This window comes from Rhodanobacter sp. LX-99, from assembly GCF_018599185.1.
Classification (GTDB): Bacteria; Pseudomonadota; Gammaproteobacteria; order Xanthomonadales; family Rhodanobacteraceae; genus Rhodanobacter.
The window spans coordinates 458,084-471,742 of sequence record NZ_JAHFVL010000003.1; the positions used below are offsets into that span (position 1 = coordinate 458,084).

Below are 13,659 nucleotides of genomic sequence, written 5' to 3' on the forward strand. Positions count from 1 at the left end.
ATGTCCTCAGAAACTTCCTTGCAGCATCACGAAGCCGCGCGAACCGCCGACATCGCGCGTGTCACTGGCATCGAGGAAGCTGGCAGTGCGGCGGTAGAAGTCCGCGTTGGTGGCGTAGGCAAGGCCCGCGCTCAACGACCAGTGCGCGGCAAGCTGGTACTTCAGCATGGCGCCAAAATCGCTGTAGCTTGGGTTGCGCGCGCCGTTGGCCAGCGGCGTGACCAGGGTGGTGGTGTAGTGCGTGTGGCCGGCATGCAGCGCCAGGCTCCATGCGTCGGTCAACGGGAAGATGGCGTCCAACTGCAGGTAACCGGTGCCTCTGGAATCGCCGCGATAGCCCTGCTCCGTGTCCACCCCGAAATAATCGGTGAGCGCACGGTTGTACTTCAGCGTGAACTGCTTCCAGCTCAGCGCGACGTTGGCCTCGACCGTATTGAGCGAACGCGATGCGAGCCCGGCCCGATCGAGATTGGCGCCGGGATAGACGTAGCCATAGATGCCGGCACGCCACGACCAGTCGTTGCCGATCGCCTGGCCGTAGCTGGCGTACAGATCCAGCTCCATCGCACCGCCCGGATAGCTGCGCTCGCTGATGCTCGAACCCCAGAAGCCGGCCGCGAAGCCATTCGGATTGGCGTAGTCGGCACCGCCCTGGACCGCCGGACGACCCCAGCTCTGGGTGAGGCCGCGGAACAGGTAATCGGAGGTCAGCGCAACATTGCCGGTGATGCTGCTTGCCGGCATGCCGTTGGCGAGGCCGGGGACGAGTGCCGCGGCGAGCGTGGCGATGGCGAGGGTGCGCATCAGGACAGCCCCAGCAGGACCAGCAGCAGGTCGATGAGCTTGATGCCGAGGAACGGCACCGCGATGCCGCCGAGCCCGTAGACCAGCAGGTTGCGGCGCAGCAGCGCAGCGGCGCCGAGCGCGCGGTACTTCACGCCCTTCAGCGCCAGCGGAATCAGGCAGATGATGATCAGCGCGTTGAAGATCACCGCCGACAGGATCGCGCTCTGCGGCGTGGCCAGGTGCATCACGTTGAGCGCATCGAGCGCCGGGTAGGTGGTGGCGAATGCGGCCGGGATGATCGCGAAATACTTGGCGATGTCGTTGGCGATCGAGAACGTGGTCAGCGCGCCGCGGGTGATCAGCATCTGCTTGCCGATCTCGACCACCTCGATCAGCTTGGTCGGGTTGGAGTCGAGGTCGACCATGTTGCCGGCTTCCTTGGCCGCCTGCGTGCCGGTGTTCATCGCCACCGCCACGTCGGCCTGGGCCAGCGCCGGCGCGTCGTTGGTGCCGTCGCCGCACATCGCCACCAGCCGGTTCTCGGCCTGGATGCTGCGGATCAGTCTCAGCTTGGCTTCCGGCGTGGCCTCGGCGAGGAAGTCGTCGACGCCGGCCTCGGCGGCGATGGCCGCGGCGGTAAGCGGGTTGTCGCCGGTGATCATGATGGTCTTGATGCCCATCCGGCGCATCTCGGCGAAGCGCTCCTTGATGCCGCCCTTGACGATGTCCTTCAGCTCGATCACGCCCAACGCGGTCGTGCCCTCGGCGACGATCAGCGGGGTGGCGCCGCGACGCGCGATGTCCTCGGCCATGCGCCTGACCAGCGGCGGCAGGTGATTGCCGGTGGCCTCCAGGTATTTCTCCACGGCATCCAGCGCGCCCTTGCGGATGAGCCGCGTGCCGATGTCCACGCCGCTCATGCGGGTCTGCGCAGTGAACGGCACGAACCGCGCCTGCAGGGTTTCGAGCTGCTGCTCGCGCAGGCCGAACCGGTCCTTCGCCAGCACCACCACGCTGCGCCCTTCCGGCGTCTCGTCGGCCAGCGAGGCGAGCTGCGCGGCTTCGGCCAGGATGCTCTCCCCCACGCCGGGCGCGGGCAGGAACGCCACCGCCTGGCGGTTGCCCAGGGTGATCGTGCCGGTCTTGTCCAGCAGCAGCACGTCGACATCGCCGGCCGCCTCCACCGCGCGGCCGGAGGTGGCGATCACGTTGGCGCGGATCATCCGGTCCATGCCGGCGATGCCGATCGCCGACAGCAGCGCGCCGATGGTGGTGGGGATCAGGCAGACCAGCAGCGCGACCAGCACGGTCAGCGTGATCGGGCTGCCGCTGCCGGCGGCCTGCACGCTGTAGATCGAATACGGCAGCAAGGTGGCGCAGGCCAGCAGGAAGATCAGGGTGAACTTGGCCAGCAGGATGGTCAGCGCGATCTCGTTCGGCGTCCTGCGCCGCCTGGAACCTTCCACCATCGCGATCATGCGGTCGAGGAAGCTCTCGCCCGGGTTGCTGGTGATGCGTACGACCAGCCAGTCCGACAGCACGCGGGTGCCGCCGGTGACCGCATTGCGGTCGCCGCCGGACTCGCGGATCACCGGCGCGGATTCGCCGGTGATCGCGCTCTCGTCCACGCTGGCCGCGCCGATCACCACCTCGCCGTCGCCGGGCATCTGCTCGCCCGCCTCGACCAGCACGTGGTGGCCGCTGCGCAACTCGCTGGACGGCACGAAGGTGATCGCCGCATGGCGGTCGGCCGTAGCCAGCTTCTTCGCGATCACGTCTTTGCGCGAGCCGCGCAAGGCATTGGCCTGCGCCTTGCCGCGGCCTTCCGCCAGCGCCTCGGCGAAGTTCGCGAACAGCAGGGTGAACCACAGCCACAGGCCGACCCAGAAGATGAAACCGGTGGGCGCTTCGCCGTGGCCGGCGAGCGCCTGCACCCACAGCGCCGTGGTCAGCACGCTGCACACGAACACCACGAACATCACCGGATTGCGGAACTGCACCCGCGGCGACAACTTGCGGAACGCATCGGCAACGGCTGCGAGCACCAGCTCGCGATGGAAGCCACTTGCAGCTTGAGTATGTGCGGTCATGGCTCAGTGTCCCGACATCAGGGATTCGGCGATCGGCCCCAGGGCCAGCGCCGGCAGGAAGGTAAGTGCGCCGACCACGATCACCACGCAGGCCAGCAGCGCGACGAACAGCGGCGTGTGCGTGGGCAGCGTGCCGGCGGATTCGGGCACATGCCGTTTGGCGGCGAGCGAACCGGCCATCGCCAGCATCGCGATGGCGAGCGGGAAGCGCGCCAGGAACATGCACGCGCCCAGCAGCACGTTCCAGAACGGCGTGTTGGCGGAGAGGCCGCCGAACGCGCTGCCGTTGTTGTTCGACGCCGAACTGACCGCGTACAGCATCTCGCTGAAACCGTGCGCACCGGGATTGGCCACGCCCGCCGCGCCGGCCGGCAGCGTCACCGCGATCGCCGTGCCGATCACCACCAGCGCGCACGGCAGCAGCACCGCGAGGCTGGCCATCTTCATTTCGTGGGCCTCGATCTTCTTGCCGAGGTATTCCGGCGTGCGGCCCACCATCAGCCCGGCGATGAACACCGCCACCACGGCGAACGCGAGCATGCCGTACAGACCGGAGCCGACGCCGCCGAAAATCACCTCGCCCAGCTGCATCAGCCACATCGGCACCAGGCCGCCGAGCGGGGTCAGCGAATCGTGCATCGCGTTCACCGCACCGCACGAGGCGGCCGTGGTGATCGCCGCGAACAGGCCGGACGAGGCGATGCCGAAGCGCGTCTCCTTGCCCTCCATGTTGCCGCCGGCCTGCAGCGCCGAGGCGTGCGCATCCACCGCCAGCCCGTGCAGCGCCGGGTTGCCGGCCTGCTCCGCCGCGACCAGGCCGATCGCCAGCGGGACGAAGATCAGCAGCATCGTGGCGAGGATCGCCCGGCCCTGCCGCCGGTCGCCGACCATGCGGCCGAACATCACGCACAGGCCGCCGGGGATCAGGAAGATCGCCAGCATCTCGATGAAGTTGGAGAACGGCGTGGGGTTCTCGTACGGATGCGCCGAGTTCGCGTTGAAGAAGCCGCCGCCGTTGGTGCCGAGCAGCTTGATCGCGACCTGCGAGGCGGCCGGGCCCATCGGCAGCGTCTGTGTGGTGACCGCCGCCTGCGTGCCCACGTCGTGGCCGGCGGCGTCCTCCGCGATCGTGGAGTAACTGCCCGCCTGCAGCACCGGCACGTCGACATACGGCCTGAAGTTCTGCACCACGCCCTGCGAGACCAGCAGCAGGCTCATCAGCAGCGACAGCGGCAGCAGCACGTACAGCGTGCTGCGCGTGAGGTCGACCCAGAAGTTGCCGATGCTGAGCGCGCTGCGCCGGCTGAAGCCGCGCACCACCGCCACCAGCACCGCGATGCCGGTCGCCGCGGAGAGGAAGTTCTGCACCGCCAGGCCCAGCATCTGGGTCAGGTAGCTCATCGTCGACTCGCCGGCGTAGCCCTGCCAGTTGGTGTTGCTGGCGAAGCTGATCGCGGTGTTCATCGCCGAATCCGGCGCCACCGCGGCGAAATGCTGCGGGTTCAGCGGCAGCCATGGCTGCGTCCGCTGCAGCGCATATACGGCCAGCAGGCCGAGCACGTTGAACAGCAGCATGGCCAGCGCGTAGCGCTTCCAGCCCATTTCATCGCTGCTGCTGATGCCGCACAGACGATAGATGCCGCGCTCCACGCGGCCGCCGAAGCGGGTGATGCGGTTCGGCGCATCGGCGAAGACCAGCGCCATGTAGCTGCCGACCGGCTTCACCAGCAGCAGCAAGACGAGCAGGAACAGGCCGGTCTGGAGAAAATCATTCGTGGTCATTCGAACCACTCCGGTTTGAGCAGGGCCACGCACAGGTAGCCGGTCAGCGCCACCGCGATCAGCGTGGCGAGGACATAAAGGACATTCATGGCAGGGAACTCACGCTCGGGAAGGCGGATGAGGAAGGCGGTGGATGCGGCTCATTGGCGCGGGCCGAGCCGGTCGCAGAGCAGCAGGAAGCCGAGCACGGCCGCGCACAGCACGAGCAGGAACAACAGGTAGACGAAATCCATCGAGGCCGCCTCAGGGATGAGGCGGGCACTGTAGGAAGCGCCGTATAAGAAAGGGGTAGCGATTCGGCCGATCCGCGTATGCAACGCGTAAATTTTCGGCGGGTGGCGATCAGCCGGTGGCGCGTGCGGCTCCGTCATCCGCAACGCCCACCGACGAAGGCAGCCGATCGACCGGATAGCCAGCCGCGTCCCACGCATCCAGCCCGCCGAGCAGCGGACGTACCCGGCGGTAGCCTTGCGCGATCAGGATCTTGGCGACCCTGGCCGCGGACACCTCGTTCGGGCAGTTGCAGTAGACCACCAGCTCGCGATCGAACGGGATGTCGTGCACGCTGCGGTCGATGCCGCGGTCGTCGAGCAGCAGTGCGCCGGGGAGCACCCGCGCATCGAGCAGCCGCGACCCCTCCGCCCGCACGTCGAGTACCACCGGCGCCGGCTCCGACCTCAGCGCCCGCTCCAGTTCCTCGACCGTGATGCGCGCCATGCGCAGCGTGCGCAGCAGGTGCCGGCGCTGCCACCAGCGCGCGACGACGTACAGCGCCAGCAGGCCCAGCAGCACCTCCAGCGCGAGCGTGCCGGCATTCGCGATGGCCGCCAGCAGGTCGTCGATCTGTGCGGCGAAGGCATAGCCCAGCCCGACCGCCACCGCGGCCCACAGCAGCGAACCCAGCCCGTCGAAAAACATGAACCGCGACAGCGGCAGGCCCATCGCGCCCACCAGCGGCGGCGCCACCGTAGCCAGTCCGGGCACGAATTTCGCGATCAGCAGGACCTGCCCGCGCCAGCGCTGGAACTGCAGCTCGGAGCGCTGCACGCACGAATCCGGCGACAGCGAGATGCGGCACAGCAGGCGCATCACGCCCGCGCCGTAGCGCCGGCCGGCCGCGTACCACAGCGCGTCGCTGAGCAGGCAGGCAATCACGGCGACCAGCAGCACGCCGACCGCCGGCACCTGTCCGCCCGCCGCCAGCGCACCGGCCACCACCAGCGTCGGCACCGCCGGCACCGGTGCGCCAAGCTGGGTCACCAGCACGTTGAGGAACACCAGCAGCACGCCGTACTGCGCGATCAGCGTGATGATTTCATGAGCCATCGGAGCGGTACTCGATGCACGATGCGGCAACGCCGCGCGCACCCATGATTGGGCCGCCGGGCGGCTATTGCAAACCCTTCGAGTCCCTAAACGGGCAGTGCCTGTATGGCCATCGCACGGCCGATCCGCCGCGAGCCGGCGATCACCAGCGGCAGCCACAGCAGGGTCAGCGCCGCGGCGCAGACGAACACGCCGTCCGGGCCGAGCCGGCCCAGCGCGATGCCGCCGAACGTGCCACCCACGAACGCGCCGATGAACTGGCTGGTCGAGTAGGCACCCATCGCCGCGCCGCGCAGATGTTCCGGGGCCAGCCGCGAAACCAGGCTGGGCAGCGCCGCCTCGAGCAGGTTGAACGCGGAGAAGAACACCGCCGCGGCCACGCTGAACGCGGCCAGGTGGCTGCCGGACAGCGCGAAGCCGAGCAGGGCCAGCCCGATCGCCACCACGCACACCGTCACGATGCGCAGGCTCTGCGCGATCTCGCGCATATGGTGCATGGTCGCGCCCATCACGAAGGCGGCCACCGTCATCACCGGCAGGTACAGTTCCCAATGCCGGTTCACCGGCAGGTGCAGCGTGTTCGCCAGCAGCAGCGGCAGTCCGACGAAGCTGGCGGTGAGCAGGGCATGCAGGAAGAACACCGAGCCGTTCAGCACCAGCATGCGGCTGTCGCGCAGCATCGCCAGCACCGGGCCGAAACCCGCCGCGGCCGGCGCGCGCGCGCGTACCGGCGTGGGCACGATCAGCCACAGCAGCGCCAGCGAAACCAGCGCCAGGATCGAGGTGGCGGCGAACAGGCCAGGCAACCCGGCGATCGCCTCCAGCGGCGGCCCCAGGATCAGCGCCAGCAGGAACGCCAGGCCGATCGACACGCCGATGATGCCCATCGCCTTGCCGCGGTTTTCCTCGGCGGTGAGATCCGCCGCCAGCGCGATGCCGGCGCCGGCCACCGCGCCCATGCCCTGCACGGCGCGACCGATCGCGATGCCGGTGAGGGTGTGCGACATCGCCGCGATCAGCCCGCCTGCAGCAAACAGCAGCAGGCCCAGGGTGATCGCCGGCTTGCGCCCGATGCGGTCGGACAGCAACCCCAGCGGGATCTGCAGCAGCACCTGGCCGATGCCGTAGACGCCCAGCGCCAGCCCGATCATGAAGCCGGTGGAGCCGGGCATCGTCTTCGCGTACAGCGAGAACACCGGCATGATCAGGAACAGGCCGAACAGGCGCAGGCTGATCACGCAGGCCAGCGTCAACGCGCTGCGCAGTTCCAGGCTCGTGAGTTTGCTCACCGGGGGAGGGGTGTCGATAGAGGCATGGCCGGCATTATAAGGTCGCGCCCCGTGCAGCGGTTTGTGGCGACATGTCGCGGCGCAACTTCCTGCACCCTCTATAATCACTTTCTACGCCGCTGTGATGCCTCCATGAATTTGATGCCCGCCGACGCCACCCGCCCCGCCGACTTCGCCCAGGTGCGCGACCTCGCCGCCGCCGACATGCAGCGCGTCGACGCGCTGATCCGCCAGCGGCTGTCCTCCGACGTGGTGCTGATCAACCAGATCGCCGACCACATCATCGCCGGCGGCGGCAAGCGGCTGCGCCCGATGCTGCACGTGCTGGCCGCCGGTGCCGCCGGCTACCGCGGCGAACGCCACACCAAGCTCGCCGCGATCATCGAGTTCATCCACACCTCCACGTTGCTGCACGACGACGTGGTCGACGAATCCGACCTGCGCCGCGGCCGCAAGACCGCCAACGCGCTGTGGGGCAACGCCGCCAGCGTGCTGGTCGGCGACTTCCTGTACTCGCGCTCGTTCCAGCTGATGGTGGAACTGGACGACATGCGCATCATGCGCATCCTCGCCGACACCACCAACACGATCGCCGAGGGCGAAGTGCTGCAGCTGCTCAACATCGGCAACGCCGACGTGAGCGAGGCGGCCTATCTCGCCGTGATCGAACGCAAGACCGCCGTGCTGTTCGCCGCCGCCACCGAACTGGGCGGCATCCTCGGCGGCCTGCCCGAAAAGCAGGTGAATGCACTGCGTTGCTATGGCATGGAACTCGGCTACGCGTTCCAGATCGCCGACGACCTGCTCGACTACACCAGCGACGCCGGCACGCTGGGCAAGAACATCGGCGACGACCTCGCCGAGGGCAAGCCGACCCTGCCGCTGATCTACGCGCTGGAGAAAGCGAACCCGGAACAGGCGCAGTCGCTGCGCCACGCGATCGAGCACGGCGGCCTCGATTCGCTCGACCGCATCATCGCCTCGATCCGCGACTCCGGCGCCCTGGAACGCACCCGCGAACGCGCCCTGCGCCACGCCCATGCCGCCCGCGCCGCCCTCGCCACCCTGCCATCCTCGGCCCACCGCGACGCCCTGGCCACCCTGGCCGACTACTCGGTGCAGCGCACGTTCTGAAGACGTGGCGGCTTTCCCCCCCGATCTCACCCTCTTCCATCCACCCTGAGCCCGCCCCTCCGTTCGTCCTGAGCCGGCCCCCTTCCGTTCGTCCTGAGCCTGTCGAAGGATGGGCGGAAGGAGCCCGCAGCGATGGCCAGGCACCCGGCAACGCCCTTCGACAAGCTCAGAGCCTGCCCCGGACTTGATCCGGGGGCGAACGTTTTTTCCGGCGCACCCCGACCGATTGGCTCGCCTGCGGAAACCCATCGTTCAGCCACCAACGCTGGCAGCCTCGCCGTCAATCGGCCAGACTTCGCCCCATGTTCCGTTTGCGCTCAACCCGCTGGCTGTGGTGTCTCGCGGCGACCCTGCTGCCGCTGGCGGCGGCGCATGCCGACGGGGACGGCTGGCGCTACGACACGGTGCACAGCCAGGTCGTCTTCAGCATCAGCCACAACGGCTACTCGCGTCCGTTCGGGCGGCTGCACATCGCGCGCGGCTGGCTGCGTTTCGACCCGGGCGACTGGAGCACGGCGGCGACCGAGCTGGACATCGACCTGGCCAGCCTGGACATGGGCGACGCCGATTGGAACAAGGCGGTGTGCAAGCCGGCCCTGCTCGACTGCGCGAACCACCGCTACGCGCACTTTCGCAGCACCGGCATCGAGCGCAAGGACGACCAGCACGGCGTGCTGCACGGGCAATTGACCTTGCGCGGCGTCACCCGTCCGCTGGACCTGGCATTCACCTTCAACCGTGCCGCCAAGACCATCTACGAGCCGCACAAGGTGGCTGGCTTCTCGGCTACCGCCAGCCTGGACCGCAACGACTTCGGCATCACCGCCAACCCCAACTCGATCGGCGCCGGCGTCAACGTGTGGCTGGAGCTGGAGGCGACCAGCGACGAGCATGCCGTTCCATCCGCGAAGGAGCAACCATGAGTCTGCGCAGCAACGACCGCCAGTGGGGTTCGGTCGCCAAGTTCTTCCACTGGGTCATCGCGCTGGGCATCCTCGGCAATGGCCTGTTCGGCTTGCTGATGGACCTGGCGCATTCGCCGATGCAGAAGATCAACTGGCTGGCCCTGCACAAGTCGATCGGCCTGACCGTGCTGGCGCTGGTGCTGCTGCGCATCGCGTGGCGCTGGGCCGACCGCCGCCCGTCCGAGGAACCGGCACCGCGCTGGCAGCGACTCGCCGCGCAGGCGGCGCATGGCGTGCTGTACGTGCTGATCGTGCTGCTGCCGCTCAGCGGCTGGTGGTTCAATTCGGTCACCGGCAAGCCGCTGCAGTGGTTCAAGCAGTTCAACCTGCCGGCGCTGGCGGCGAAGAACGACGCGCTGCGCGATCTTGCGCACGGCGTGCACGAGTACCTGTTCTGGTTCCTGCTGCTGGTGCTGGTGGCGCATGTCGGCGGCGCGCTGAAGCACCACGTGTTCGACAACGACAACGTGCTGCGCCGGATGCTGCCGTTCGGCCGCCTGCGCGAACGCAGCCCTTCCGAAGGAGATCAACCATGAAACGCCTCGCCATCCTGCTGGCGCTCGCCCTGCCCGGCATCGCCGCGGCCGCCGACTACACCGTGCAGCCGGCGGCCAGCACGCTCGGCTTCAGCAACACCTTCCAGGGCGAATCGTTCAACGGCCGGTTCGGCCAGTGGACCGCGGCGATCAGCTACGACGCGGCGAACCTCGCCAGCTCGAAGTTCGACGTGGAAGTGAACCTGGCCAGCGTGAACACCGGCGACAACGATCGCGATACCGCGCTGCCCGGGCCGGATTTCTTCGACACGGCGAAATTCCCGAAAGCCCATTTCGTCACCACCGGCTTCCGCCGGAACGGCGGCAAGGTGATCGCCGACGGCACGCTCACCCTGCGCGGCGTGACCAAACCGGTGAGCCTCGAGGTGACGTTCAAGCCGCAGGCGGGCGGCGCCACGCTGGACGTGGCCGGCACGGTGAAGCGGCTGGACTTCGGCGTGGGCACCGGCGACTACGCCGACACCTCGGTGATCGGCGGCGACGTGAAGGTCACCGCGCACCTGCAACTGGCACCGAAGTAACGCCGCCGCGATGGCGAGCGACACATTGTGGCGGCGCCTGCGCGGCTGGATCAGGTCCGACGGGATCAGGCCTGATCCGGGCCGCGGCGTGACCATGCCGCCTTCCCGCGACACGGCCGGTTCGACGCGGGTAGCCGACAGCCTGCGCGCCCTGCTGGACGACCCGACCATCCCGGCCGCGGTGCGCGGCGAACTGGCAAGCGACTTCGCACGCATCGAAGCCATGCTGGACAAGCTCGAGCGCGGCGAATTGCATGTCGCCGTGTTCGGCCGCGTCTCCGCCGGCAAGTCCGCGCTGGGCAATGCACTGCTCGGCCGCGAGGCGTTCGCGATGGGCGTCCTGCACGGCACCACCACCGACGCCGAACACGCGATGCTCGACGAGGCGCAGCACGACGGCCTGGTGCTGATCGACACGCCCGGCATCAACGAGCTCGAGGGCGAGGCGCGCGAACGGCTGGCGTTCGAGGTGGCCGAGGTCAGCGACCTGGTGGTGTTCGTCTGCGACGGCGACCTTACCCGCGAGGAACTCGACGCGCTGAAGACGCTCGCCGCCACCCAGCGTCCGCTGCTGCTGGCGTTGAACAAGGCCGACCGCTACGGCCGCGACGAACTGGACAGCCTGCTGCAGCACTTGCGCCTGCGCGTGACCGGCCTGGTACGTGCGGAAGACGTGCTCGCGGTGGCGGCGCATCCAGCCGCGCAGCGCGTGGTCGGGGTCGACGCGCGCGGGCACGAACAGGTGCGCGAGCAAGCGCGCCTTCCCGACGTCGCCGCCCTGCGCGAACGCCTGCTGGCGATCGCCGCACGCGAGGGCAAGACGCTGTCGGCGATCAACGCCGGCCTGTACGCCGGCCGGCTCACCGACCAGGTCAGCGCACGCATCGCGCAGACGCGCCAGGTCGTGGCGGCGAAACTGATCCGCCAATACTGCCTCGCCAAGGGCGTGGCGGTGGCGCTGAACCCGATCCCGGTGGCCGACCTGCTCGCCGCCGCCGGGCTGGACGCGGCGATGGTGGTGCAGCTGTCGCGCGTCTACGGCCTGCCGCTGACCCGCGCCGAATCCGGCCGGCTGGTGGCGGTGATCTCGGCGCAACTGGCCGCGCTGATGGGTGCGATCTGGGGCATGCAGCTGGTCGCCTCGGCATTGAAAGGCATGAGCGCCGGCCTGTCGGTCGTGGTCACCGCCGCGGCGCAAGGCGCGCTCGGCTGGTATGCCACCGTGCTGATCGGCCGCGCCGCCGAACGCTACCTGATCGCCGGCAAATCCTGGGGCGAAGCCGGCGCCAAGCGCGCCGTCGCCGACATCGTGGCCAGCCTCGACCGCGACTCGATCCTGCGCGAGGCGCGCGAGGAAATCCTCAAGCGGCTGAAAACCCGCCGCGCGTAGCGGAATTACTCCTCCCCCTGCCTTGCAGGGGGAGGTTGGGAGGGGGTTGTCCGAGCTTGCGGGGGAAGATCAAGAGCGACCCCACCCCAACCCTCCCCTGCCTTGCAGGGAAGGGAGTTCACTTCGACAGAAACGTCCGCACCGCCGCGGCATCGAACGGCCAATCCAGTTCGCGCCCGTCGCGGGCATCGCGCAGCACCGGCACGCGGGTGCCGTAGCGCTGTTCCAGCGCGTCCGCGTCGTCCACCCACACGCTGTCGAAATCCGGCGCGCGCGCCTCGGCCAGCACGGCCAGTGCGAGGTCGCACAGGTGGCAATAGTCGCGCTGGTACAGGATCAGGTAGGACATGCGCTTGCGAATGGACTGCCAAAGACGAGGGTGCCGCGTAGAATAGCCGGTTCATCTCCTTCCCCAGCAGTACAGCCATGGCCGTCAGCGTATTCGACCTGTTCAAGATCGGCATCGGACCTTCGTCGTCGCACACGGTGGGGCCGATGCGCGCCGCCGCGCGTTTCGCCGAACGCTGGCTGGAAGAGAAAGGCGCGCTGGATCGGGTCGCCCGCGTGCGCGCCGAGTTGTACGGCTCGCTGGCGATGACCGGCCGCGGCCACGGCACCGACAAGGCGGTGCTGCTCGGCTTCGAGGGCCAGCACCCGGATACGGTCGATCCCGACCAGATCCCCGCCACGCTCGAACGCATCCGCGGCACGGGCCGCATCCGCCTGCTGGGCAAGCACGAGATCGCCTTCGACGAAAAGGCCGACCTGGTCTTCAACAAGCGCCAGAAGCTGCCGTTCCACACCAACGGCATGCGCTTTTCCGCGTACGACGCCGACGGCAACGAACTGGCCAGCCGCGACTACTACTCGGTCGGCGGCGGCTTCGTGGTCAATACCGACGAGGCCGCCGAAGACCGCATCGTCGCCGACACCACCGCCCAGCCCTACCCGTTCAGCAGCGGCGACGAAATGCTGGCGCTGTGCAAGCAGCACAAGCTGACCATCGCCCAGCTGATGATGGCGAACGAGAGCGTGTGGCGTCCGGAGGCGGAGACCCGCGCCGGCCTGCTGACCATCTGGAAAGCGATGCAGGACTGCGTGACCCGCGGCCTGCGTTCGCCCGGCGTGCTGCCTGGCGGCCTGAAAGTCACCCGTCGCGCGCCGGCGATGGCCGAGGAATTGCGCAACGCGCCGGAAGCCGCGCTGCGCGACCCGCTGACCATCCTCGACTGGGTGAACCTCTACGCGCTGGCGGTGAACGAGGAAAACGCCGCCGGCGGCCGCGTGGTCACCGCGCCCACCAACGGCGCCGCCGGCATCGTGCCCGCGGTCGGTCACTACTACCTGCGCTTCTGCCCGAAGGCGGACGACGAAGGCATCGTCAATTACCTGCTCACCGCCGCCGCGATCGGCATCCTGTACAAGGAAAACGCCTCGATCTCCGGCGCCGAAGTGGGCTGCCAGGGCGAAGTCGGCGTGGCCTGCTCGATGGCCGCCGGCGGCCTCACCGCCGCGCTCGGCGGCAACGTGATGCAGGTCGAGAACGCCGCCGAGATCGGCATGGAACACAACCTCGGCCTCACCTGCGACCCGATCGGCGGCCTGGTGCAGATCCCCTGCATCGAACGCAACGCGATGGGCTCGGTCAAGGCGATCAACGCCAGCCGCATGGCGCTGAAGAGCGACGGCAAGCACCGCGTCAGCCTCGACAAGGTGATCAAGACCATGCGCGACACCGGCCGCGACATGAAGGACAAGTACAAGGAAACCAGCCGCGGCGGCCTCGCGGTGAACGTCATCGAGTGCTGAGTCTCGCTCA

Annotated in this window: 13 protein-coding genes; 6 read left to right on the top strand and 7 right to left on the bottom strand. The window is 68.6% G+C overall.

What is annotated here, in order from left to right; genetic code table 11:
* Window positions 1-6: 6 nt before the first annotated feature.
* The 6 genes from KK131_RS16165 to KK131_RS16190 all read right to left on the bottom strand — a co-directional run bounded on the left by KK131_RS16165 (window position 7) and on the right by KK131_RS16190 (window position 7,273).
* Window positions 7-804, bottom strand: a complete 798-nt coding sequence (locus KK131_RS16165; protein ID WP_214557738.1) for a TorF family putative porin — start codon at window positions 802-804, stop codon at window positions 7-9.
* Complete coding sequence (gene kdpB / locus KK131_RS16170; protein WP_214557739.1) at window positions 804-2,876, bottom strand: potassium-transporting ATPase subunit KdpB; 2,073 nt, start codon at window positions 2,874-2,876, stop codon at window positions 804-806. Before kdpB ends, KK131_RS16165 begins: the two co-directional genes overlap by 1 nt.
* A gap of 3 nt (window positions 2,877-2,879) precedes the next feature.
* Window positions 2,880-4,658, bottom strand: coding sequence for a potassium-transporting ATPase subunit KdpA (gene kdpA, locus KK131_RS16175; protein ID WP_214557740.1), 1,779 nt, complete (start codon window positions 4,656-4,658; stop codon window positions 2,880-2,882).
* Window positions 4,655-4,747, bottom strand: a complete 93-nt coding sequence (gene kdpF, locus KK131_RS16180; protein WP_082547600.1) for a K(+)-transporting ATPase subunit F — start codon at window positions 4,745-4,747, stop codon at window positions 4,655-4,657. The genes kdpA and kdpF overlap by 4 nt, the downstream gene beginning before the upstream one ends.
* A 253-nt stretch (window positions 4,748-5,000) precedes the next feature.
* Window positions 5,001-5,972, bottom strand: coding sequence for a DedA family protein/thiosulfate sulfurtransferase GlpE (locus KK131_RS16185; protein WP_214557870.1), 972 nt, complete (start codon window positions 5,970-5,972; stop codon window positions 5,001-5,003).
* 98 nt (window positions 5,973-6,070) lie between these two features.
* Entirely contained in the window at window positions 6,071-7,273 is a 1,203-nt protein-coding gene (locus tag KK131_RS16190; RefSeq protein ID WP_214557741.1) for an MFS transporter, read from the bottom strand.
* A 132-nt stretch (window positions 7,274-7,405) separates the two neighbouring features.
* Here KK131_RS16190 and KK131_RS16195 point away from each other — a divergent pair, with 132 nt between their 5' ends.
* From KK131_RS16195 to KK131_RS16215, 5 genes are all read left to right on the top strand, one after another.
* Complete coding sequence (locus tag KK131_RS16195) at window positions 7,406-8,407, top strand: polyprenyl synthetase family protein (protein WP_214557742.1); 1,002 nt, start codon at window positions 7,406-7,408, stop codon at window positions 8,405-8,407.
* 302 nt (window positions 8,408-8,709) lie between these two features.
* Window positions 8,710-9,330 (top strand): YceI family protein, encoded by a 621-nt coding sequence (locus KK131_RS16200; protein WP_214557743.1) that lies wholly within the window; start codon window positions 8,710-8,712, stop codon window positions 9,328-9,330.
* Window positions 9,327-9,908, top strand: a complete 582-nt coding sequence (locus tag KK131_RS16205; RefSeq protein WP_214557744.1) for a cytochrome b — start codon at window positions 9,327-9,329, stop codon at window positions 9,906-9,908. Before KK131_RS16200 ends, KK131_RS16205 begins: the two co-directional genes overlap by 4 nt.
* Window positions 9,905-10,450, top strand: coding sequence for a YceI family protein (locus KK131_RS16210; RefSeq protein WP_214557745.1), 546 nt, complete (start codon window positions 9,905-9,907; stop codon window positions 10,448-10,450). The genes KK131_RS16205 and KK131_RS16210 overlap by 4 nt, the downstream gene beginning before the upstream one ends.
* Window positions 10,451-10,460: 10 nt before the next feature.
* Window positions 10,461-11,840 (top strand): GTP-binding protein, encoded by a 1,380-nt coding sequence (locus KK131_RS16215; RefSeq protein WP_214557746.1) that lies wholly within the window; start codon window positions 10,461-10,463, stop codon window positions 11,838-11,840.
* Between the two features lie 118 nt (window positions 11,841-11,958).
* Here the strand turns inward: KK131_RS16215 and KK131_RS16220 are convergent, their stop codons facing one another.
* Window positions 11,959-12,189 carry a glutaredoxin family protein gene (locus KK131_RS16220; protein WP_214557747.1) on the bottom strand — a complete coding sequence of 77 codons (231 nt, stop codon included), beginning with the start codon at window positions 12,187-12,189 and terminating at the stop codon, window positions 11,959-11,961.
* A 77-nt stretch (window positions 12,190-12,266) separates the two neighbouring features.
* Between KK131_RS16220 and KK131_RS16225 the strand changes: the two genes are divergently transcribed.
* Window positions 12,267-13,649, top strand: coding sequence for an L-serine ammonia-lyase (locus KK131_RS16225; RefSeq protein WP_214557748.1), 1,383 nt, complete (start codon window positions 12,267-12,269; stop codon window positions 13,647-13,649).
* Window positions 13,650-13,659 lie beyond the last annotated feature (10 nt).